Source organism: Streptomyces flaveolus (genome assembly GCF_044765825.1).
In the GTDB taxonomy this organism is placed as follows: Bacteria; Actinomycetota; Actinomycetes; order Streptomycetales; family Streptomycetaceae; genus Streptomyces; species Streptomyces flaveolus.
Window position 1 is genome coordinate 393,698 of sequence record NZ_JBIWKU010000001.1, and the last position, 20,584, is coordinate 414,281.

Annotated in this window: 19 protein-coding genes, 1 other RNA gene and 2 pseudogenes; 8 read left to right on the forward strand and 14 right to left on the reverse strand. The window is 73.8% G+C overall.

The window, feature by feature from the left end:
- The first annotated feature begins 95 nt into the window (after positions 1-95).
- The gene (locus tag ACIRG6_RS01775) at positions 96-1,322 is read left to right on the forward strand and encodes a cytochrome P450 (protein ID WP_239768437.1); all 1,227 of its coding nucleotides are present in this window, start codon (positions 96-98) and stop codon (positions 1,320-1,322) included.
- A gap of 70 nt (positions 1,323-1,392) precedes the next feature.
- Here the strand turns inward: ACIRG6_RS01775 and ACIRG6_RS01780 are convergent, their stop codons facing one another.
- From ACIRG6_RS01780 to ACIRG6_RS01825, 10 genes and pseudogenes are all read right to left on the reverse strand, one after another.
- Positions 1,393-2,655, reverse strand: a complete 1,263-nt coding sequence (locus ACIRG6_RS01780) for a cytochrome P450 (RefSeq protein ID WP_364677398.1) — start codon at positions 2,653-2,655, stop codon at positions 1,393-1,395.
- Complete coding sequence (locus ACIRG6_RS01785; protein WP_318218343.1) at positions 2,652-3,269, reverse strand: GTP-binding protein; 618 nt, start codon at positions 3,267-3,269, stop codon at positions 2,652-2,654. Before ACIRG6_RS01785 ends, ACIRG6_RS01780 begins: the two co-directional genes overlap by 4 nt.
- Positions 3,250-3,606 carry a DUF742 domain-containing protein gene (locus tag ACIRG6_RS01790; RefSeq protein ID WP_364677397.1) on the reverse strand — a complete coding sequence of 119 codons (357 nt, stop codon included), beginning with the start codon at positions 3,604-3,606 and terminating at the stop codon, positions 3,250-3,252. Before ACIRG6_RS01790 ends, ACIRG6_RS01785 begins: the two co-directional genes overlap by 20 nt.
- On the reverse strand, positions 3,603-4,022 hold the full coding sequence (locus ACIRG6_RS01795; RefSeq protein WP_239768433.1) for a roadblock/LC7 domain-containing protein: 420 nt from the start codon (positions 4,020-4,022) through the stop codon (positions 3,603-3,605). Before ACIRG6_RS01795 ends, ACIRG6_RS01790 begins: the two co-directional genes overlap by 4 nt.
- 118 nt (positions 4,023-4,140) lie before the next feature.
- A complete protein-coding gene (locus ACIRG6_RS01800; protein WP_364677395.1) occupies positions 4,141-5,943 on the reverse strand; it encodes an ATP-binding protein in 1,803 nt (600 codons plus the stop codon).
- A 463-nt stretch (positions 5,944-6,406) separates the two neighbouring features.
- An RNA gene (gene rnpB / locus ACIRG6_RS01805) (RNase P RNA component class A) lies at positions 6,407-6,820 on the reverse strand.
- Between the two features lie 70 nt (positions 6,821-6,890).
- A pseudogene (locus tag ACIRG6_RS01810) lies at positions 6,891-7,718 on the reverse strand (DMT family transporter); the annotation flags it as partial.
- Between the two features lie 22 nt (positions 7,719-7,740).
- Entirely contained in the window at positions 7,741-8,565 is an 825-nt protein-coding gene (locus ACIRG6_RS01815; protein ID WP_364677393.1) for an AraC family transcriptional regulator, read from the reverse strand.
- 26 nt (positions 8,566-8,591) lie between these two features.
- Positions 8,592-8,696 (reverse strand): annotated as a pseudogene (locus tag ACIRG6_RS01820) (Uma2 family endonuclease); the annotation flags it as partial.
- A 78-nt stretch (positions 8,697-8,774) separates the two neighbouring features.
- The gene (locus ACIRG6_RS01825) at positions 8,775-9,125 is read right to left on the reverse strand and encodes a hypothetical protein (RefSeq protein ID WP_364817616.1); all 351 of its coding nucleotides are present in this window, start codon (positions 9,123-9,125) and stop codon (positions 8,775-8,777) included.
- Positions 9,126-9,224: 99 nt separating this feature from the next.
- Between ACIRG6_RS01825 and yaaA the strand changes: the two genes are divergently transcribed.
- Together yaaA and eda are read left to right on the forward strand one after the other, a co-directional pair.
- Complete coding sequence (gene yaaA, locus ACIRG6_RS01830; protein ID WP_403320224.1) at positions 9,225-10,007, forward strand: peroxide stress protein YaaA; 783 nt, start codon at positions 9,225-9,227, stop codon at positions 10,005-10,007.
- An 86-nt stretch (positions 10,008-10,093) separates the two neighbouring features.
- On the forward strand, positions 10,094-10,753 hold the full coding sequence (gene eda / locus ACIRG6_RS01835; protein WP_364677387.1) for a bifunctional 4-hydroxy-2-oxoglutarate aldolase/2-dehydro-3-deoxy-phosphogluconate aldolase: 660 nt from the start codon (positions 10,094-10,096) through the stop codon (positions 10,751-10,753).
- Here the strand turns inward: eda and ACIRG6_RS01840 are convergent.
- From ACIRG6_RS01840 to ACIRG6_RS01850, 3 genes are read right to left on the reverse strand one after another with little or no spacing between them, the layout of a single operon-like run.
- The gene (locus ACIRG6_RS01840) at positions 10,728-12,254 is read right to left on the reverse strand and encodes a bifunctional RNase H/acid phosphatase (RefSeq protein ID WP_364817973.1); all 1,527 of its coding nucleotides are present in this window, start codon (positions 12,252-12,254) and stop codon (positions 10,728-10,730) included. The genes eda and ACIRG6_RS01840 overlap by 26 nt on opposite strands.
- A gap of 59 nt (positions 12,255-12,313) precedes the next feature.
- Positions 12,314-13,057 carry a zinc ribbon domain-containing protein gene (locus tag ACIRG6_RS01845; protein ID WP_239768590.1) on the reverse strand — a complete coding sequence of 248 codons (744 nt, stop codon included), beginning with the start codon at positions 13,055-13,057 and terminating at the stop codon, positions 12,314-12,316.
- The gene (locus ACIRG6_RS01850; RefSeq protein ID WP_364677385.1) at positions 13,054-13,911 is read right to left on the reverse strand and encodes a Nif3-like dinuclear metal center hexameric protein; all 858 of its coding nucleotides are present in this window, start codon (positions 13,909-13,911) and stop codon (positions 13,054-13,056) included. Before ACIRG6_RS01850 ends, ACIRG6_RS01845 begins: the two co-directional genes overlap by 4 nt.
- 198 nt (positions 13,912-14,109) lie before the next feature.
- On the opposite strand from ACIRG6_RS01850, the gene ACIRG6_RS01855 reads away from it, so the two are divergent.
- Together ACIRG6_RS01855 and ACIRG6_RS01860 are read left to right on the forward strand one after the other, a co-directional pair.
- On the forward strand, positions 14,110-15,282 hold the full coding sequence (locus tag ACIRG6_RS01855) for a hypothetical protein (protein WP_364677384.1): 1,173 nt from the start codon (positions 14,110-14,112) through the stop codon (positions 15,280-15,282).
- Between the two features lie 97 nt (positions 15,283-15,379).
- A complete protein-coding gene (locus ACIRG6_RS01860) occupies positions 15,380-15,547 on the forward strand; it encodes a hypothetical protein (protein WP_239768414.1) in 168 nt (55 codons plus the stop codon).
- Positions 15,548-15,639: 92 nt separating this feature from the next.
- On the opposite strand, the gene ACIRG6_RS01865 is transcribed toward ACIRG6_RS01860, so the two are convergent.
- Positions 15,640-16,503: a MaoC/PaaZ C-terminal domain-containing protein gene (locus ACIRG6_RS01865; RefSeq protein ID WP_364677382.1), complete on the reverse strand. Its 864-nt coding sequence runs from the start codon at positions 16,501-16,503 to the stop codon at positions 15,640-15,642.
- A gap of 139 nt (positions 16,504-16,642) precedes the next feature.
- Here ACIRG6_RS01865 and ACIRG6_RS01870 point away from each other — a divergent pair, with 139 nt between their 5' ends.
- The 3 genes from ACIRG6_RS01870 to ACIRG6_RS01880 all read left to right on the forward strand — a co-directional run bounded on the left by ACIRG6_RS01870 (position 16,643) and on the right by ACIRG6_RS01880 (position 20,494).
- Positions 16,643-17,860: a sensor histidine kinase gene (locus tag ACIRG6_RS01870; protein ID WP_403320227.1), complete on the forward strand. Its 1,218-nt coding sequence runs from the start codon at positions 16,643-16,645 to the stop codon at positions 17,858-17,860.
- A gap of 100 nt (positions 17,861-17,960) precedes the next feature.
- A complete protein-coding gene (locus ACIRG6_RS01875) occupies positions 17,961-18,587 on the forward strand; it encodes a response regulator transcription factor (RefSeq protein ID WP_364817611.1) in 627 nt (208 codons plus the stop codon).
- Between the two features lie 167 nt (positions 18,588-18,754).
- On the forward strand, positions 18,755-20,494 hold the full coding sequence (locus tag ACIRG6_RS01880; protein WP_350724604.1) for an MFS transporter: 1,740 nt from the start codon (positions 18,755-18,757) through the stop codon (positions 20,492-20,494).
- Positions 20,495-20,584: the final 90 nt, after the last annotated feature.

Genomic DNA, 20,584 nt, shown 5'->3' on the forward strand with positions numbered 1-20,584 from the left:
CACCCCGGGCTCAGTCGGCCACCGGACACTCTGTCGCAACTGATGGTTGATCAATAACCTTGTGCGGTACACCAAGTCACGATCCTGGGAGCCCCATGTCCACCGCCCAGCAGGTGCCCGACATCCTCTCGCCCGAGTTCGCGGCGAACCCCTACCCCGCCTACCGGGTCATGCGGGAGACCGCGCCCCTCATCTGGCACGAGGCGACGCAGAGCTACATCGTCTCGCGCTACGAGGACGTCGAGCGCGTCTTCAAGGACAAGGCCGGCGAGTTCACCACGGACAACTACGCCTGGCAGATCGAACCGGTGCACGGCAAGACGATCCTCCAGCTCAGCGGGCGGGAGCACGCCGTGCGCCGAGCGCTCGTCGCCCCCGCCTTCCGCGGCAGCGACCTGGAGCGGAAGTTCCTTCCCGTGATCGAGCGCAACTCCCGCGAGCTGATCGACGCCTTCCGGCACACCGGCTCCGCCGACCTGGTCACGGACTACGCCACCCGCTTCCCGGTCAACGTCATCGCCGACATGCTGGGCCTGGACAAGGCCGACCACTCCCGCTTCCACCGCTGGTACACGGCCGTCATCGCCTTCCTCGGGAACCTCTCGGGCGACCCCGAGGTGACGGCGGCCGGCGAGCGGACCCGGGTGGAGTTCGCCGAGTACATGCTGCCGATCATCCGGGAACGCCGCGAGAACCTGGGCGACGACCTGCTGTCCGCGCTGTGCGCCGCCGAGGTCGACGGGGTGCGGATGAGCGACGAGGACGTCAAGGCGTTCTGCAGCCTGCTGCTCGCCGCCGGCGGGGAGACCACCGACAAGGCCATCGCCGGCATCTTCGCGAACCTGCTGCTCCACCCCGACCAGCTCGCCGCCGTCCGTGCGGACCGCTCGCTGATCCCGCGCGCCTTCGCCGAGACCCTGCGGTTCACGCCGCCCGTTCACATGATCATGCGGCAGTCCGCGACGGAGGTGACGCTCAGCGGCGGCACCGTACCCGCGGGCGCCACCGTCACCTGCCTGATCGGTGCAGCCAACCGCGACGAGAGCCGCTACCGCGACCCCGACCGCTTCGACATATTCCGCGACGACCTCACCACCACGACCGCCTTCTCGGCCGCCGCCGACCATCTCGCCTTCGCGCTCGGCCGGCACTTCTGCGTCGGCGCGCTGCTGGCCAAGGCGGAGGTGGAGACCGGCGTCGGCCAGCTCCTCGACGCCATGCCCGACGTGCGCCTCGCCGACGGCTTCGAACCGGCCGAGCAGGGCGTGTTCACCCGGGGACCGCAGAGCCTCCCGGTGCGCTTCACCCCCGTGAAGGACTGACCCGTACCGGTCCGTCCCCCTCGCCGTCCGCGCCGGAATCCGGGCCCTGGTCACGGGCCCGGAACTCGCGCTACCGCACCACCGGTGTGAACCGCACCGGAAGCGCCGACAGCCCGCGCATCCAGATCGACGGCCGCCAGGTCAGCTCCTCCGGGTCCGCGGCCAGCACCAGGTCCGGCAGCCGCTCCAGCAGCGTCTCGACCGCCGTCCGCGCCATCACGTCCGCGAGCAGGGGAGCCGGATAGGGACAGCGGTGCTCGCCGTTGCTGAACGACAGGTGCGCGGCGTTCTCCGCGCCCACGTGTCCCTCCGGCCAGATCTGCGGGTCGGTGTTGGCCGCCGCCAGCCCCAGCACCAGGCAGTCACCGGCCCGGATCTGCCGGCCGCCGAGCTGGACGTCCCGTGCCGCCCACCGCCCGATGAAGTTCTGCGTCGGCGTGTCCAGCCACAGCACCTCGTTGAGCGCCTCGCCCACGCTGAGCCGGCCGCCGGACACGTTCACGGCGAACCGCTCGTCCGTCAGCAGCAGCCGCAGCGTGTTGCAGATCCAGTTCGCGGTCGGCTGCTGCGCCGCCGCGATCACCGAGATCAGGTCCTGGACGACCTCCTCGTCCGTCAGGCCCGCCGGGTGCGCGAGCATGCGCGAGGTGACGTCCGGGCCTGGGGCGGCCCGCTTGTCCTTCACGAGCTGCCGCAGCCGCTCCCCCACGCGCCCGTACGCCGCCACCGGGTCGTCGCCCTCGCCCGCGTCCAGGGAGATCCGCAGGTCGTCGACGAGCCGGCGGGTGTCCTCGCCCGAGGTCGGCATCCCGCACATCTGCACCACGGTGCGCATCGGCAGGGCGTGCGCGTAGTCGGCCATCAGCTCCGCCTGGCCGCTCCCGGCGAACCGGGCGATGAGATCGTCGGCGATCAGCAGGCAGTCGTGGGACAGCTCGAACTGGTCGACCCCCTCCAACGCCTCGGTGATCACCCCGGCCCGCCGCCGGTGCTCGTCGCCCTCGGCGAAGAGCACCGACGGCTGGTACCCGACGAAGGGCAGCAGCGGCCAGTCCGGCGGGATGGCGTCCCACTGGTTCCAGCGCCGCGAGTCGCGCGCGAACAGCTCGTCATGGCTGGTCACGTACGTGACCTCGGAGTAGCCCAGCACCAGCCAGGCGGGGATGTCGCCGTCGAGCAGGACCGGCGCGACCGGACCGTGCTCCCGGCGCAGCGCGCGGTAGAGCTGCGACGGCGTCTGCTGGTACTCGAGCCCCCCGAGACGCACCGCCCCGGCGTGGGCGGGGCAGCCCGGGGGCGCCGATCGCGCGGAGGGGTAGCCGGAGTCGGTCACAGTGTCGCCTCCTGGGCGATGGCCATGTCGTGCAGGTGGTTGACGAGGGTGAGCAGGACGTCCTTGCCGGACTGCCTGACCCGCGCGTCGCAGTCGACCATCGGCACGTGCGCGGGCAGGGCGAGCGCCTGGCGGATCTCGTCCAGGGAGTAGCGGACGGCGTCGTCGTCGAACCGGTTCACGGCCACCACGAAGGGCGTGCGGTGGTGCTCCAGCCTGTCTATCGCGTACCAGGAGTCGTCCATCCGCCGCGTGTCCACGAGAACCACGGCGCCCAGCGTTCCCGAGAACAGCCGGTCCCACAGGAACCAGAAGCGCTCCTGGCCGGGCGCTCCGAACAGGTACAGCACCATGCGCTCGTTGAGGGTGATCCGACCGAAGTCGAACGCGACCGTCGTGGTGGTCTTCGCCGTCACCGCACCGGTCTCGTCGACGCCGACGCCGGCCTGGGTCATCACTTCCTCGGTGTTGAGCGGCCGGATCTCGCTCACCGAGCGGACCAAGGTCGTCTTGCCGACGCCGAATCCGCCCACGACGACGATCTTCAGACCGGTCTCCGCGGTGTCGTTCAGCGGTGTGCGGTGGGAGGGCAGCTCAGAGGTTGCGGAGCCCATGGAGCACCTCTTGGAGTAGGGCGGAATCAGGCAGGGAGGCGACGGACTGGGCCGCGCGCGGGTGGCGGGCGGTGATGCGGCCCGTGTCCAGCAGATCGCCGAGCAGGATCCGCACCACCGTGACCGGCAGTGCGAGCTCCGCGGCGATCTCGACGACGGCGGTGGGGTGCCGGCACATCTCCAGGATCCGGGCGAGCTCCGACTGCATCCCCGGCACCGGCCCGCTCTCGCTGACGACGAGGGTGACCAGGTCGAAGGACTCGTCGGCACGGCTCCGTCCACGGGTGACGGTGTAGAGCCGGTCGGGATCACCCGTGTCGACGGGCTTGCGCATCACGCGGTGCCGTTCGCCCTGGCCTGGTCCCGCGGCTCGGCCCGCAGATGCTCGCCGATCTGCTCGACCAGCTCCGTCATCTGGTGGCCGACCACTCCGGGATCGGCGTCCTCCCCGGCGACGACGGCGAGGTGCGCGCCCTCGCCGGCCTCCACGATGAACAGCAGGCCGCCGTGGAACTCGGTCATCGACTGCCGGACCCCGCCGGTGCCGTCGCCGAACTCCATGGAGGCCCCTTGGGCGAGGGCCTGGATGCCGGAGCAGATCGCCGACAGCTGGTCGGCCAGGTCGAGCGTCAGGTGCTCGCTCCAGCAGAGCTTCAGGCCGTCCCGGGACAGGACCAGCGCGTGGCGGGCGCCGGGGGTCTGCTCCAGGAGATTCTGCAGGAGCCAGCTGAGGCTGTTGTCGGTGGTCTGCATGATGGGTGATGGGACGGTGGTGCCCGGCTGACCGGCCACCGGCCCGTTCCTCCTATCTCACGAGCTCGAGCGGGAAGGGGCGCCGTCGCTCCGGACGCCGTACGGGAAGGGGTGGGGACTACGGAGCCGCGGGCGGCTCGGATCCGGGCCGGGCAGCCGGTCCGGCGGTACCGTCCGCGGACTGCCGTGCGCGGTGGAAGGCGCCGAACCGCGAGCCCGCGTCGCGTGCCGGGCGCCGGGCCGGCGGTGCGTCACCGGTCTGTCCGGACGCCGAGTGGCGCTGCTCGCGTTCGCGCTCGGCCTCGGCCATGGTGCGGCCCGGGGCTCGCACCGGCAGGCCGTTCGGCGTGGTGCCCTCGGGCCGCCGGTGGCGTCGCTGTCCGGGCAGCTCGGGCGGCTCGGGCCGTGCGGCGGTCGGCTCGGTGGCCGCCGGCAGGGCCGCCGCCGCGGGGCGCTCGGCGGCCGCGGGCAGGGCCGGGGCGGCGGGGGGCTCGGTGGCGTCGGGCACCGGCGCGGGCGCGAGCGCCGCCGGCATGGCCTCGGGCCGGGGGGCCGTCCGGTGCGGGACCAGGTCGCGCTGCTGGGCGAGCAGATGCAGGGGCAGCAGGACGACGACGCCGGTGCCGCCGCGGGAGGAGGGGCGGTAGTTGACGCTGATGCCGTACTTCACCGCGAGCCGTCCCACCACGGCCAGGCCGAGCCGGGTGCCCTGCAGCGAGGCGAGGTCGGTGACGCGGCCGGTCACGGCCTCCTCGGCGCGGCGCATCGCCGCGTCGGCCATCTTCAGACCGCTGTCCTCGATGGTGACGACGATGCCGGCGCTGCGGTCCTCGACGTAGACGTGCACTTCGTCGATGGGCGGGGAGAAGTTCGCGGCGTTGTCCATCAGTTCGGCGAGCAGGTGCATCACGCCCTCGGCGGCGAAGCCGGACACCGCGGCGCGGGTGGAGCAGTGCAGGCGCACCCGCTGGTAGGCGGCGATGCGGCCGACGGCACCGCGCAGGATGCTCTCCATCACGATCGGCTTGTTCCAGGCGCGGCTGGACCTGCCGCCCATGAGCAGCGCCAGCCGGTCGGTCATCAGGCCGAGCTGGGAGGTGCTGTGGTCCAGCTTCAGCAGGTCGCCGAAGACCTCTTCGCCGTGCCGCTCCTGCATGTCGCGCAGGTCGGCGAGCATCCGCACGGCCTTGGCCTGGACGCGGCTGAGCGCCTTGGCGGAGGCGGCCTGTGCCGCGGCGGCGCGCCGCTCACTGTGGGCGAGTTCGCGGATGAACGATTCGGCCGGGACCCGCAGCTCCGGCAGCCGGGGCAGCTCGGATTCGGCGAGCACGGTGTCGGCGGACCGGCCCTCGCGCAGCCGGGCGACCGCGGCGGGCAGCGTCTCCTTCACGAAGCGCTCGTGCTCGGCCGCCGCCTGGTCCATCTCGCCGCGCAGCGCGTGGTATTCGCCCTCCAGGGCGGCCACGCGTCGCGCGTCCTCCTCGACGACCGTGGCGAACGTGCGCGTCAGCCGCTGCAGGTGCGGGTCGGACGGCGGCGGCACGCTGGCCAGTACATCGGCGGCGCTGGTGCCCTCCCGCAGCCGCTCGGCCACGGCGGGCAGCGTCAGACCGGCCAGGTGCGAGATCTCGACCGACAGCCGGGCCGCCTCGGCCCGGAGACGGGCGTTCTCCGACTCCCGCTCGGCGGCCGCGCCGCGGGCCCGGTGGACCAGCCGGTGGCCGACGAGGACGGTGACGGCCACGCACACCCAGGCGACCACCACCACGGCCAGGACCCACGTGAAGGCGTCGGACGGTGCCAGGGCGACCGTCGCGCCGCCGGCGGCGGCGCTCGTCACCAGCACGACCGGCCGTGCGGCGGACGAGGTGCGCGGCGCCGCCGCCGGTCGGTGCTGGCTGGGCGAAGCAGGCACTGGCATGGAGCGGTCCCTCGGTCGGTGAGAGCAGGGGAATCGGGGTGACGGCACGGAGCAGCCGCGGGCCGGGAGAGAGGTCAGCCAACAGGAGGGCGATCTTCCGTCCACGTACGGCTCATGCTAATCACCCTGACGTGCGAGAAAACCCCGCTTGTTGCATGGTCCGTCAGCAATCCGAGTTCGTCGCGAACCCATCGCTCGTACGCCCCGCTGTGGTATCCGGGACGAGGCCGGGCGAGTCCGGCCAAGGGCGGTGATGCGGGCAGGAGCCGCACCGACGCGACGTCACATCGCCTCAATTGCTTGGGCTACACCGGTCCCCCGTCCGCACGTGCTGTCGATTTCCAGCCAACTATACGTACGCCGATCCCCGTTGCACGCACGGGCCGCCGGACCGGCCGGGCCGTCGGGGTGGGGGAATGCCGTTGATCGTGGAGGTTCCGTGACGGCGGCCCGGTGAGGGCGGCAGACGAGTCGGGCTGTACGCCGGGTTCTGTTCCGGCGGGTCCTCGCGGTCCCGCCGGCGACGGCCATCCATCTAGGACCGGCGTTGCCACCGGCCTCCAGCGGTCTACCCGCGGACTCGGGCGGGCAGCCCTCGATCGTCCGCGCAGAGCCGCCCCATCTTGCGAGGAGGCGTCTCCTCTTGACCTTGCTCCGGGTGGGGTTTACCTAGCTGCCCAGGTCGCCCTGGGCACTGGTGGTCTCTTACACCACCGTTTCACCCTTACCGGAGACCGAGGTCTCCGGCGGTCTGCTTTCTGTGGCACTGTCCCGCGGGTCACCCCGGGTGGCCGTTAGCCATCACCCTGCCCTGTGGAGCCCGGACGTTCCTCGGGAAGTCCCACAAGGGACTCCACGCGGCCGCCCGCCCGGCTCGTCTGCCGTATCGACCATGGTACCCGGCGGGCCTCCCGCCGCGGACCGGCGGCGGCCGTCGCGAGGACCGAGCCGGCCAGGATCAGGGTGAAGGCGACGCCGATGCCGAGGGTCAGGTCCTCGTCCAGGAAGAGGGCGCCGGCGGCGACGGCGACGGCGGGGTTGACGTAGGTGATGACGCCGGCGCGGGTCGGGCCGACCTCCTTGATCAGTTCCAGGAAGGCCACGAAGGCGATGGCGGTGCAGACGACACCGAGGCCGGCCAGGGCTGCCAGGACCTCGCCCGGGGGGAGGGCGGCGGGCCGGGTCAGGAAGGCGGCGGGAGCGTACACGACGGCGGCCAGGGTCAGGCAGGGAGTGATGAGCTGGAGGGTCGGGACGTCCTTGAGGTGGCGGGCGGCTATCAGGGGCGCGGTGGCGTAGCCGACCACCGTCACCAGCACCTCGGCCAGCGAGCGGGCGTCGCCGCCGGTGAGGTGCGGCACGGTGAGGACGGCGACGCCCCCGAGGCCGACGGCGAGTCCGGTGACCCGGCGGGCCCCGACCCTTTCCTCCGCGCCGAAGAAGCGGGCCAGGAGGACGGCGACGATGGGCACGCCCGCGATCAGCAGGCCGGCGGTGGAGCTGGAGAGGTGGCGTTCGGCGTCGGTCAGGGTCCACCACGGGCCGATGATCTCGATGACGGCGAAGGCCAGCATCGGTATCCAGTGTGCCCGGACCGTCCGGGCGAGGCCGCCCTGGCGGAGGGCGAACGGGAGCAGGAGGACGGCGCCGAGCGCGCACCGGGTGAACACGACCACGGACGGGGAGAGGTCCTCCACCGCCACCTTGATCATCAGATAGGGGATGCCCCAGACCATTCCCATCAGGGAGAACAGGGCCCAGCCGCGTGCAGTCATGCCCGCAGTCTGCGTGCCGCGCTCACCCGCCGTCTTGAACGCTGTTGCGGTACGCGGCCGGGGTCACGCCGAGGACGCGGCGGAACCACCGGGTCAGGTGCGCCTGGTCGGCGAAGCCCACCAGCGCCGCCGCTTCGGCGGGCCGCAGTCCCGCGTCCAGGAGCCCGCGCGCCCTGGCCACCCGGTGCTGGGCGAGCCAGGCGTACGGCGGTATCCCCATCGTCGTACGGAAGGCGCGCAGGAGTTGGTACCGGGACAGGCCCAGGTCGGTGGCGAGTGCCCCCAGGGAGGGCGGGGCGAGGAGTTCGTCGGCGAGGCGGTCGCGTACGACGCGGGCGACGCGGTCGGCTCCCGGGACCGCGTCGTCGGCCGCGCGGGCCGTGGAGTGGCGGTGGGCCAGGGCCGTGAGCAGCCATGGGAGGCGGGACTCGGCCTCCAGCGGGTCGGGGCGGCGGGCCAGGTCCGTGTGGGCGGCGCGCAGGGCGCGGGCGAGTTCGGGGTCCTGGAGGACGGGTTCGCGGAAGTGCGGCAGGCCGCCGCGCGTGCCGTCGGCGAGCAGGGACGGCGCCGCGTACAGGGCGCGGTAGGAGTAGCCGTCGGGGGCGGCGGGGCCGCCGGTGTGCATCTCGCCGGGTTCCAGGACGACGATGGACCCGGGCCCCGAGTGGATGTGCCCGCCCCGGTAGGCGATGACCTCCAGGCCGCCGACGGTGACGCCGACCGTGAACTCGTCGTGGGCGTGCGGGGCGTAGACGTGGCGGTCGAAGCGGGCGGTGAGCAGGTCGAGGGGCGGCCCGCCCGTCCCCAGCCGGGCCCTGGTCCACCGTGCCTGCTCGCGTGCGGTCACCTTTTTCCACCCCCGTCCCAGGGTGGTCAGAGGAAGTCGGCGGTGTCCAGGTCGAAGGAGAAGGGGGCGGGCAGAGTGAGCGGTTTCCCGAAGGCGACGGTGCAGTGCTGCCGGTAGTCGTCCTGGCCCGGATGGGGTGATCACCTGTCCGAGAGATCGGGAACCGTTCCCTCGCTCGTGGCACAGGATCACCGTCCCCGGGGCGCGGCTCAGCGGACGTACGTCTCGAAGCCGGCGTCCGTGCAGTAGGTCGCCGCGCGGCCTTCGGCTGCGGTGTCCGCGGTGTCGATGGCCAGGGCGGTGTCCTGGAGGACGTGGCTGCCGGACTTGTCGAGGCCCTCCCGGTCGAGCCGTCTCGCGGCGGCGAGGGCCGCGTATCCGGCGACGTCGGCGTTCTCGGACCGGGCTTTCGTCCGCTGCCAGGTCCCGAAGGCGGAGCAGTAGTGCTGTCGCGTCTCGTCGTCCTGCGCGGTGTCGCCCGACGAGCAGCCGCCCGTCAGGCCGACGACGACGGCCGTCAGCACTGTGGTGACGGTCCGCACTCTGCCCCTGCGCCCCATGAGACTCCCCTCCCGGTGATCGGCTTCGGCGAGTATCGGGCACCGGCCCCCCGGAAGGCACCCCGTACCCTGGCCCAGAGCTCGACCGAAGGAGTACGTGTGCTTGTCCTGCTGCCGCCGTCGGAGGGGAAGGCGCCGTCCGGCCGGGGCGCCCCGCTGAAGCCCGGGACGCTGTCCCTTCCGGGGCTGACGCCTGCCCGGGAGACCGTCCTCGGCGAGCTGGTCGAGCTGTGCGCCGGGGACGAGGAGAAGGCGCGCGAGGTGCTGGGGCTGAGCGAGGGGCTGCGCGGCGAGGTGGCCAAGAACGCGGAGCTGCGGACGGCCGGGGCCCGGCCCGCAGGCGAGATCTACACGGGTGTGCTCTACGACGCCCTGGACCTGGCCTCCCTCGACACGGCCGCCAGGAAGCGGGCCGCCCGTTCGCTGCTGGTGTTCTCGGGACTGTGGGGTGCCGTGCGGGTGACCGACCGGATTCCGTCCTACCGGTGCTCGATGGGCGTGAAGCTTCCCGCGCTGGGGGCGCTGGGCGCGCACTGGCGGGCGCCGATGGCCGAGGTGCTGCCCGAGGCCGCCGGGGACGGGCTGGTGCTGGACCTGCGGTCGGCGGCGTACGCGGCGGCGTGGAAGCCGAAGGGTGAGGTGGCCGGGCGGACCGCGTCCGTGCGGGTGCTGCACGCGCCGACCCGGAAGGTGGTCAGCCACTTCAACAAGGCGACGAAGGGGCGGATCGTGCGGAGCCTGCTGAGCTCCGGCAGCGCGCCCGAGGGCCCTGCGGAGCTGGTGGAGGCGCTGCGCGACCTGGGGTACACGGTGGAGGCCGAGGCGCCCGCGAAGGCGGGGAAGCCGTGGTCGCTGGATGTGCTGGTGGAGGAGATCCACTGAGCCAGTAGCCCGGTTTCCCGGGAGGCCCGTTGCGCTGTGCGCAACGTCAATTGCAGAGGATGCACATCGGAGGGCACGATGAGGTCATGACCTCACCGCTGCCCTCCTCCCCTTCCGCCTCGGTGCTCGATCTCGCGCCGGTCGTCCCCGTGGTGGTCGTCGACGACCTCTCGGACGCCGTACCGCTCGCCCGGGCGCTCGTCGCCGGCGGGCTGCCCGCGATCGAGGTCACGCTGCGGACGCCGGTCGCCGTCGACGCGATCCGGGCGATCGCCGAGGAGGTGCCGGGCGCGGTGGTCGGCGCGGGCACGGTCATCACTCCGGAGCAGGTCGGCGAGGTCGTGGCGGCCGGGGCACGTTTCCTGGTCAGCCCGGGGTGGACGGACGCGCTGCTGGAGGCGATGCGGGGCTCCGGGGTGCCGTTCCTGCCCGGGGTGTCGACCACCTCGGAGGTGGTGGCGCTGCTGGAGCGCGGGGTGCGGGAGATGAAGTTCTTCCCGGCCGAGGCCGCGGGCGGCACCGCCTACCTCAAGGCGCTCGCCGCCCCGCTGCCGCAGGCCCGTTTCTGCCCGACCGGCGGCATCGGACCGGCCTCCGCGCCGGAGTACCTCGCACTGCCCAACGTCGGCTGCGTCGGGGGAAGTTGGATGCTGCCGAAGGATGCCGTCGCCGGGCGCGACTGGGCGCGGGTCGAGGCGCTGGCCCGCGCGGCGGCGGGGCTCAGCGCAGGTGCGACGTCTCGTTGAACAGGCGGACGCTGGCACCGCCGTCGGCGTAGTACGCCACGGCCGACAGCGAGGCCGCCGACAGCTCCATGCGGAACAGCGACTCGGGCGGGGCACCGAGGGCGAGCTGCACGAACGTCTTGATCGGCGTCACGTGCGAGACCAGCAGGACGGTGCGGCCCGCGTAGGCGGAGACCAGCCTGTCGCGGGTGGCGGCGATGCGGGCGCCGGTCGCCGTGAAGCTCTCGCCGCCGCCGGTCGGCTCGGCGTCCGGGGAGGCCAGCCAGGCGTTCAGATCGTCCGGGTAGCGCTCGCGCACCTCGCCGAAGGTCAGCCCCTCCCAGGCGCCGAAGTCGGTCTCGCGCAGGCCCTCCTCGACCGTCACCTCCAGACCGAGGCGGGCGGCGACGACGGCGGCGGTCTCGCGGGTGCGGGCCAGCGGTGACGCGACGATCGCCTGGATCGTGCCGCGCCGGGCGAGGCCCTCGGCGACCCTGGCGGCCTGCTCGCGGCCGACGGCCGACAGCGACGGGTCGCTGCCGCCGCTCCCGGAGAACCGCTTCTGCGGTGTCAGGAGCGTCTCCCCGTGCCGCAGCAGTACGAAGGTGGCGGGGGCGCCCAGGTCGGGCGGGCCCCAGCCGGGCGTGGCCACGGTCCTGGCGGCCCGCGCATCGGCGTCAGCCGGGGCGTGGGCGGCCGTAGCGGTGGCGGAGGAGCGAGCACCCGACGCGGTCCCGGCGGCGGAGGAGCGGGCGCCGGGCATGGTCTCGGCGTCGGTCCGCGCCGTCTGCGCGATGCGCTCGCCCACGGCACCGCGCCCGCCCGGCTCGGCGGCGCCCGCGGCAGCCCGGCGTCCGCCCTCAGCGGTCTCCGCCTCGCCTCCGGACCCGGCGGAAGCGGCGCCGTCAGCGCCCGGCTCACCGGCGGTACGACCGTCCCGGACGACGTGACCGTCGGCGGCACCGGCCACGGCCCTGGGTCCCCCCGCGGCGGCCCCGGACGCGGCGCTGCCCGGCTCGCCCCCGGCGCGGCTCGCCCGGGCGGCGCGTCTGCTGCCGGCGGCACCCGCCGTGTCCGGTTCCGCCGTGGACGCCGACGGGGACCACTGCTCGCCGCGGGCCCCCGCGTCCATCGCCTCGTTGGCCAGGCGGTCGGCGTGCTTGTTGCTCGCGCGGGGGATCCACTCGTAGGTCACCCGGCCCGGCGGGAACACGCGTGCCGCCTCGGCCGCGAGCGGCTTCATGTCGGGGTGCTTGATCTTCCAGCGGCCCGACATCTGCTCGACGACGAGCTTGGAGTCCATCCGGACGTGCACGGACGCCGTCGGGTCCAGCTCGCGCGCGGCGCGCAGGCCGGCCAGCAGGCCCCGGTACTCGGCGACGTTGTTCGTGGCGACGCCGAGGTACTCGGCGGCCTCGGCCAGGGTCTCCCCCGTCACCGCGTCGCTCACCACCGCGCCGTAGCCCGCGGGCCCCGGGTTGCCCCGCGACCCGCCGTCGGCCTCCACGACGAACTCCCGCACCGGACCGGTCGCCGGCCCCGTCTCCGGATCTGCCCCCGCGCTCGCCACCGGCCCGGCCCCTACAGCCCGGAGTCGGCCGTGCGCACGAGGATGCGGCGGCAGTTCTCGCAGCGTACGACGGTGTCGGGCGCCGCCGACCGGATCTCGCTCAGCTCGGTGATGGCCAGCTCCTGGCGGCATCCCTGGCAGCTGCGCTGGTACAGCTTGGCCGCGCCGACGCCGCCCTGCTGCTCGCGCAGCTTGTCGTAGAGCTTCAGCAGGTCCGCGGGGATCGCGCCCGCGATGACCTCGCGCTCCTTGGTCACCGAGGCCGCCTCGCCGTCGAGCTGCTCGACGGCCGCGTCCCGGCGCCCGGTGGCGTCGTCGATCTTGCCCTGCACGGAGCCGACCCGCTCGGTCAGCTCGGCGACCCGCTCCTGCGCCGACTCGCGGCGCTCCATGACCTCCAGGACGATGTCCTCCAGGTCGCCCTGCCGCTTGGCGAGGGAGGCGATCTCGCGCTGCAGGTTCTCCAGGTCCTTCGGGGAGGTGACGGCCCCCGAGTCCAGGCGCTGCTGGTCACGGACGGCGCGCTGGCGCACCTGGTCCACGTCCTGCTCGGCCTTGGTCTGCTCGCGGGCGCAGTCGCTCTCCTCGGTCTGCGCGGCGACGAGCAGGTCGCGCAGCTGGGTGAGGTCCTTGGTCAGTGACTCGATCTCGTCGTGCTCCGGCAGCGACCGCTTCTTGTGCGCGATCTGCTGGAGGCGGACGTCGAGGTCCTGGACGTCGAGGAGTCGGATCTGGTCGGCGGGCGCGGCGTTCAGTTGGGGGCTCCCATGGTGTTGGCTGTGGTGGCGGACGCCGCGTGGGCGGTCCAGGGGTCGGTGACCGTCCTGGAGACATGGACCCTGAGGTCCCATCCGTTGCGGTCGGAGATCTCGTCGAGCTGGGCTGCGGCCAGCTCGCACCAGGGCCACTCGGTGGCCCAGTGCGCGGCGTCGAGCAGCGCGAGAGGACTGTGGGCGCGGGCTTCCGACACCGGGTGGTGGCGCAGGTCCGCGGTGAGGAAGGCGTCGACGCCCGCCGCCCGTACGTGGTCGAAGAGGCTGTCGCCGGAGCCGCCGCTGACGGCGATCGTGCGGACCAGGGCCTCGGGGTCGCCGGCGACGCGGATGCCCTGCGCGGTGGCGGGCAGCCGCTCGGCGGCGCGGGCGGCGAGTTCGCGGACGGTGAGCGGGTGCTCCAGCTCGCAGACGCGGCCCAGGCCACGGCGGCCCTCGGGGTCGGCCGGGTCCGGCACCAGGGGGCGTACGACGCGGAGGTCGAGCGCGCCGGCCAGCGCGTCGGAGACGCCGGGGTCCGCGGTGTCGGCGTTGGTGTGGGCGACGTGCAGCGCGACGTCGTTCTTGATGAGCGTGTGCACCACGCGGCCCTTGAAGGTGGAGGCCGCGACCGTCGTCGTCCCGCGCAGATACAGCGGGTGGTGGGTGACGAGCAGGCCGGCGCCCAGCTTCACCGCCTCGTCGACGATCTCCTGGACGGGGTCGACGGCGAACAGGACCCGGGAGACCTCCTGGTCGGGGTCGCCCACGACGGTGCCGACCGCGTCCCAGGACTCGGCCCGCTCGGCGGGCCACAGGTTCTCCAGCGCGGCGATGACTTCTGACAGACGGGGCACGAACGCAAGGCTACCTGGAGGTTCTGGACCGCTGTACCCGCCGCGTGCCGTCCCGGGCGCACCGGCCCCGCGCAGCACACCCCGCATCCTTTCCTCAGGCGAATCGTTCCTGTGCCACACGTACGTGTGATGGGTGCCCTTCCCGGTCCCCCGCCTGTGCGTACGAAAACTAGCTTCGTCGCCGGAGGTGACCGAACGATGACAGCCTGTGCTATCGAGCCTTCGGCGGACCACGGGGACGGTGGTCCGCAGAACGACGGGACCCCGCGGGCGGGCTGCGCCATCACCGCGGAGGGCGCCTACGCCGCGCGTCTCGCCCCGGCCGGCGACTCCTGGTACCCGGAGCGCTGGACGCTGGACGGTCCGGAGCCGTACGCGGTGCCGTTGCCGGGCCGGCAGCCGGAGGAGCCCGGCACGGAGGTGCAGCCGATGGCCGACGGGCGGGTCCTGGTCCACCGCGTCGCGGCCGGGCGGCATCTCTTCGCGCTGCTGTACCCGACCGGCCCCGGCACCGGTGAGCAGCCGCTCGGCGCGATCGAGTGCCCGGACGGCGCCGCCGGGCTGCGGCTGCTGCCGCCGGTACCGGGGGGCGAGCGGGCGTACGCCCTGGCCGTCGGCTCGCGTTCGACGGCGCTGTGGCAGGTGGCGGGGGGCGCCTTCGGGCCCGAGCACCTCGCGGAGATCCCCGGCCGCTGCTCGGGCGGGGTCTGGCTGGACCGCGAGGGACGGATGCTGGCCGTGGACCGGGAGACCGGCGGGCGCACCAAGGCGGTCGTGGTGGACCTGGGGTGCGGCGCCGAGGTGTCGCCGCTGCTGCAGATCGCCGCGGACAGCGACGACCGGATACTGCTGGCCGACCCGGACAGCGGGCTGGTGCTGATCCGCTCGGACGCGCCCTCGCCGGGCCACGCCCGACTGGGCTGGGGGGTGCTGGGCAGCACGCTGCCGGTGCGGTTCCCGGAGTGCCTGCGGATGCCGGACTGCGCGGTGACGCCGTTCGCGGTCCAGCCGGGCCAGATGCTGACGCCGGAGCGCTGCGGGGTGGCGTTGCGGGTGGACGGCGCGCTGGGCAGCTGGGTCGGGGTGTGGCGGCCCGCCGAGCGTGAGGTGCGGCATCTCGCGGCGCCCGACGGCTGGCTGGCCGGGGCCGGGGTGTGGACGGCGGGCGGCGAGCTTCATCTGCCGTACGCCACCCGGGAGTCGCCGTGCGGGGTGGCACGGCTGGCGGTGCCCTTCACCGAGGCCGGAGAGGCGGACGGCGCGGAGCGCCGGGCTCCGGTGGAGGCGGCGGAAACGGAGGCTCCGGCACCCGCTCCGTCGCGTCCGGTTCCGCTGCAACAGGCCCCGTTGGCACGGCTTGTAACGAACTAGTGCCGGTTGGCGTGGCCGCCTGGATTCGGGCTGTGGTGTGCCGGTTACACTCGCCCGGCTGTAGGAAAGATCATGTTGACGGGGTGAATTCCTTCCGATGAACGACACCAGCACGACCCAGCCGATCCAGGCCGCCGGTGCCGACGTTCGCGAGACCGACACCGGCCACGGCCGGCACCGAGGACCGGTCTCCAGTCGGGACGGCGCGGCCACGCCGCGCGGACGCCACCGCAAGCCGGTGGAGGAGACCGAATCGGCGGCCTGACGGCACGCCGGGCACAACGGGAGACACGGCCACGGCCCCGCTCGTCGCACGCGACGGACGGGGCCGTCGTCGTTGCCGTACGCGCCCCCAGCTCACCCGTGCCGGACGACGGTGTCGGCGAGGACGGCCGCGTCGTCGCGTTCGACGGCGCTCACGGCGGCCCGTACGACGTCGTCGCCCGCCCGCCACATGCGCACCCGCAGGGTCTCCCCCGGGTACACGACCCCGGCGAAGCGCGTGCGGTACTCGCGCACCCGGGTCACGTCACCGTCGAGCAGGGTGTCGACGACCGTCTTGAGCGTGCTGCCGTAGGTGCACAGTCCGTGCAGGACCGGCCGGCCGAACCCGGCGCGCGCGGCGAACTCCGGGTCGGCGTGCAGCGGGTTCCAGTCGCCGGAGAGCCGGTACAGCAGGGCCTGATCCTCGCGCAGCGAGCGCTCGACGACCAGGTCGGGTTCCCCGGCCGGCGGCGGTGCCGGGCGCCCGGACGGACCCCGCTGGCCGCCCCACCCGCCCTCTCCCCGGACGAAGACCTCGGCCTCGTCGGTCCACAGCGGTCCCTCGGCGTCCGCGGTCTCGGTGCGCAGGACGAGGACGGCGGCCGTGCCCTTGTCGTACACGGCGACGACGCGCGAGGCGGCGGTCGCCCGGCCCCGCACCGGGACGGGCCGGTGGATCCGCAGCCCCTGTCCGCCGTGCAGGACCCGGGCGAGGTCGACGTCGACACCGGGCACGGACAGCGTGCCGATCACGCCCGGGGGGCCGCCGCCCGCGACGGTGGCGAAGCTCGGCAGGACCCGCAGCCGGGACTCCAGCGTGTAGCGCAGCTCGCGCGGATCGGTGGCGGGGACGCCGGCGCCGATGCCGAGGTGGTAGAGCTGGACGTCCTTGTGGTCCCAGGTGATCTCGCGGACGCGGGGTGCGGCGGCGAGCGCCTGGGCTGCGTCGAGGGGCATGCGTCTCCTGTCGGCCCGGTGAGCACGGTGCTGGACGGCGACGACCGTACGGGACGCCGGCCACCCGGGACATTTGTCCTGCCGGACTCCGGACAATCGCATCTGCCGCGCACCCCGCCGGGTCCGTAGCTTCGTTGGTATGGGACGCACAGGACGTACGGACGGCACCGGCGCGGTGGAGAAGGACCCGGAGGAGGCCATGGGCTGGACACGGGGGCTGAGCCGGATCTCGTGCGGCCCGGACACGCGGGAGCCCACCGCGTCGCCGGAACGGGTCGGCCCGCCCCCCAGCGGCTTCACGCTGCTGCCCTGGCTGCTGATGGGCCTGGGCGCCCTCTCGAACATCTTCCAGGACCGGACGACCGACCCGGTCATCGGCGGCGCGGGCCTGCTGGCCTTCAACTCGCTGTACATCTACGTGGCCTTCAGGTCGTTCGACGAGGAGCGGCGCAGGTCGGTGTCCACCCTGGTGGCGCTCGGCCTCATGGCCGTACTGACCTGCGGTCTGGCGCTGGCGTACGGCGGTGGCTGGCTGCTCTTCTTCCCGCTGCTGGGCCTCGCGGCGGGCGCGGCGCTGCGTGGCCGCCGGCTGGGCCGGTGGGGCTGGTCCCTGGCGGTGCCGGCGGGTGCCGTCGCCGGGTTCAAGGACGGCTGGAACGGCATCAACATCGCGTACGGCACGTTCCTGTCCACCATGGTGACGGCCGCGATCCTGAGCCTGTCCGACGCCGTACGGCAACTGCGGGCGGCCCGCGAGGAGCTGGCGACGCGGGCGGTGGCGGAGGAGCGGATGCGTTTCTCCCGCGACCTGCACGACCTGCTCGGTCACACGCTGTCGGTGATCGTGGTCAAGTCGGAGGCGGCGCGGCGGCTCGCGCCCCGCGACCTGGACGCGGCCCTGGTCCAGGTCGGCGACATCGAGTCGGTAGGCCGGCAGGCGCTGACGGAGGTCCGGGAGGCGGTGACGGGCTACCGCGAGGGCAGCCTCGGCACGGAGCTGGACCGGGCCCGGTCGGCGCTGACGGCGGCGGACGTGGAACCGGTGGTCCGCCGCACCGGCCCGCCCCTGCCGCCGCAGACCGAGGCGCTGCTCGGGTGGGTGGTGCGGGAGGCGGTCACGAACGTCGTACGGCACAGCGGGGCGAGCCGGTGCGAGATCGCGGTGTCGGGCGGGGAGGGCCGGGTGCGGCTGGCGGTGACGGACAACGGCACGGGGGCCGGTGGCGCGTCCTCGGGGCCGGGGACGGGACTGACCGGTCTGACGGAACGACTCACCATGGCCGGGGGCTCGCTCACGGCGGGGGTGCCGGCGGGGGGTGGCTTCTCGGTGACGGCGGAGTTGCCGATGCGGGGCTGAGGCCGCGGGACCGGGTCACATGGATGGCCGCACAGGCCGCCGCAGGCACCCCGCACCACCGCCGGAGGCACCCGCAGGCGTTCGTCCTACGCTGAACCCCGTGACCAATCACGCGCCCCGCCCCATCCGCGTCCTCCTCGCCGAGGACCAGGGCATGATGCGCGGCGCGCTCGCGCTGCTGCTCGGGATGGAGGAGGACATCGAGGTGGTCGCGCAGGTGGCCACCGGGGACGCCATCGTCGGCGCCGTGCTCGAACACCGCCCCGCCGTCGCCCTCCTGGACATCGAGCTGCCGGGCCTCAGCGGCCTGGACGCCGCGGCCCAGCTGCGTGAGCGCGCGCCCGGCTGCCGGGTGCTGATCCTGACGACCTTCGGCCGCCCGGGCTACCTCCGCCGGGCCCTGGAGGCCGGAGCCGCCGGTTTCCTGGTGAAGGACGGCCCGGTGGAGGAGCTGGCCGGAGCCGTCCGCCGGGTGCTGGGCGGCGAGACGGTCGTCGACCCGGCGCTCGCCACCGCCGCGCTCAGCGCCGGCCCCAGTCCGCTCACGCCCCGGGAGTGCGAGGTCCTGCGGGCGTCCGCGGACGGTGCGACCGTCGCCGACGTCGCCGCCGCCCTGCACCTGTCGGAGTCCACGGTGCGCAACTACCTCTCGGCGGCCATCGGCAAGACCGCCACCCGCAACCGCGCCGAGGCCCTGCGCGAGGCCCGCCGCCAGGGCTGGCTCTAGCCACGACGCCCGGCCCGCCCCGACCCCCGGGACACGGGCCCGTGCCAAGAGAAGGTCAAGAAATCGTTAGGGACTCGAAGCAACGGAATAGTTGCCCGGGCGCACGAGGTTCAGCCTGCACACGTCACGCAACGCATTCGCCGAACCCGGCCTGGAGGCCTCACTCAATGTCCCACACGACGACCGACGAGCCCGCCCGCAGAGTGAGCGGGGCCACCGTCCCGGTGCTCGCCTTCGCGGGCATCGTCGTCGCGGTGATGCAGACCCTGCTCGTCCCGGTCATCAAGGACCTGCCCCGACTCCTGGACACCACGCCCAGCAACGCGACCTGGGTCCTGACCTCCACGCTCCTGTCCGGAGCCGTCGCCACGCCGATCATGGGCCGCCTCGGCGACCTGTACGGCAAGCGGCGCATGCTGATCGTCAGCCTGGCCGTGATGGTGGTCGGCGCGCTGGTCAGCGCCTTCACCGACGCCCTGCTCCCCATGATCGTCGGCCGTACCCTCCAGGGCTTCGCGATGGGCGCGATACCCCTCGGCATCGGCCTCATGCGCGACATGCTGCCCCGCGAGCGGCTCGGCTCGTCGATGGCCCTCATGAGCTCCTCGATCGGCGTCGGCGGCGGTCTCGCGCTGCCCGCCGCCGCACTGGTCGCGCAGCACACGGACTGGCACGCCCTGTTCTACGGCGCCGCCGGCCTCGGCGTCCTCTCCATCGTCCTGACCCTCCTCGTCGTACCGGAGTCCCCGCTCCGCGCGAAGGGTTCCTTCGACCTGCCCGGCGCGCTCGGCCTCTCCGCCGGCCTGGTCCTCTTCCTGCTGCCGATCACGAAGGGCAGCGACTGGGGCTGGGGCTCGGCCACCACGCTCGGCCTGTTCGCCGCCGCCGTCGTGGTCCTGCTGCTGTGGGGCCTGATGGAGCTGCGCGTCGCGGCCCCGCTGGTCGACCTGCGCACCACGGCCCGCCGCGAGGTGCTCCTCACCAACCTCGCCTCGATCATGGTCGGCGTCGCCTTCTACGTCGTCTCCCTCGTCCTGCCCCAGCTCCTCCAGCTCCCCTCCGCCACCGGCTACGGCCTCGGCCAGTCGATGGTCGTCGCCGGCCTGTGCGTGGCCCCGCTGGGCCTGACGATGATGTTCACGGCGCCCGTGTACGCCCGGCTGTCCGCCCGCTACGGCCCGCGGACCACCCTGATCATCGGCCTGCTGGTCATCGCGGTCGGCTACGGCGGCGGCCTCGGCCTGATGAGCGCCGCCTGGCAGACCGTCGTCACCTCGGTGCTGCTCGGCGCGGGCATCGGCCTCGCCTACTCGTCGCTGCCCGCACTGATCGTGGGCGCCGTCCCGGCCTCGGAGACGGGCGCGGCCAACGGCCTCAACACCCTGATGCGGTCCATCGGCACATCGGTGTCGAGCGCCGTCATCGGCATGGTGCTCGCCAACACCTCGACGACCGTCGGGGGCGTGGCGATCCCGACGATGCACGGCTTCCGGGTCTCCTTCCTGATCGCGACCGTCGCGGTCGCGGCCGGCCTCGTGCTGGCCTTCTTCCTGCCGCGCAGGCGCCCCGCGGCCACCACGCAGCTCCGGGCGAGCAGCGAGGAGGACGCGAACCTGGCCCGCGCCGAGGAGGTGCTGCGGGGCTTCCGCGGCCGGGTGCTGGCCGCCGACGGCGCGCCCGTCGCCCGCGCCAAGGTGACGCTGATCGACCGCCACGGCCGTCAGGCGGGCGCGACCCTCTCCGCCGGGGACGGCAGCTACACACTCGCCGTCCCGGCCGAGGGCCCGTACGTGCTGGCCGCCCGCGCCACGGGCCACGGCCCGCTCGCCCACGCGGCGACCCACGGGGGCGACGAACGCCCGGTCGACCTGGACCTGTCCCTGCCGGGCGACACGGTCTCCGCCTGACCCGCACCGCCCGCCCGTCCGCACCCCCTGTCGCACCGCGCGGCAGGGGGTGCGGCAGCATGGGGCGCCAGCACGCACGTACCACCGGGA

Excerpts from the sequence above, each read along its gene's own strand:
- ACIRG6_RS01775 (WP_239768437.1), top strand. The coding sequence starts at position 96 with ATGTCCACCGCCCAGCAGGTGCCCGACATCCTCTCGCCCGAGTTCGCG.
- ACIRG6_RS01785 (WP_318218343.1), bottom strand. The coding sequence starts at position 3,269 with ATGGGCTCCGCAACCTCTGAGCTGCCCTCCCACCGCACACCGCTGAAC.
- ACIRG6_RS01795 (WP_239768433.1), bottom strand. The coding sequence starts at position 4,022 with ATGCAGACCACCGACAACAGCCTCAGCTGGCTCCTGCAGAATCTCCTG.
- ACIRG6_RS01800 (WP_364677395.1), bottom strand. The coding sequence starts at position 5,943 with ATGCCAGTGCCTGCTTCGCCCAGCCAGCACCGACCGGCGGCGGCGCCG.
- ACIRG6_RS01825 (WP_364817616.1), bottom strand. The coding sequence starts at position 9,125 with ATGGGGCGCAGGGGCAGAGTGCGGACCGTCACCACAGTGCTGACGGCC.
- eda (WP_364677387.1), top strand. The coding sequence starts at position 10,094 with ATGACCTCACCGCTGCCCTCCTCCCCTTCCGCCTCGGTGCTCGATCTC.
- ACIRG6_RS01855 (WP_364677384.1), top strand. The coding sequence starts at position 14,110 with ATGACAGCCTGTGCTATCGAGCCTTCGGCGGACCACGGGGACGGTGGT.
- ACIRG6_RS01860 (WP_239768414.1), top strand. The coding sequence starts at position 15,380 with ATGAACGACACCAGCACGACCCAGCCGATCCAGGCCGCCGGTGCCGAC.
- ACIRG6_RS01865 (WP_364677382.1), bottom strand. The coding sequence starts at position 16,503 with ATGCCCCTCGACGCAGCCCAGGCGCTCGCCGCCGCACCCCGCGTCCGC.
- ACIRG6_RS01870 (WP_403320227.1), top strand. The coding sequence starts at position 16,643 with ATGGGACGCACAGGACGTACGGACGGCACCGGCGCGGTGGAGAAGGAC.
- ACIRG6_RS01880 (WP_350724604.1), top strand. The coding sequence starts at position 18,755 with ATGTCCCACACGACGACCGACGAGCCCGCCCGCAGAGTGAGCGGGGCC.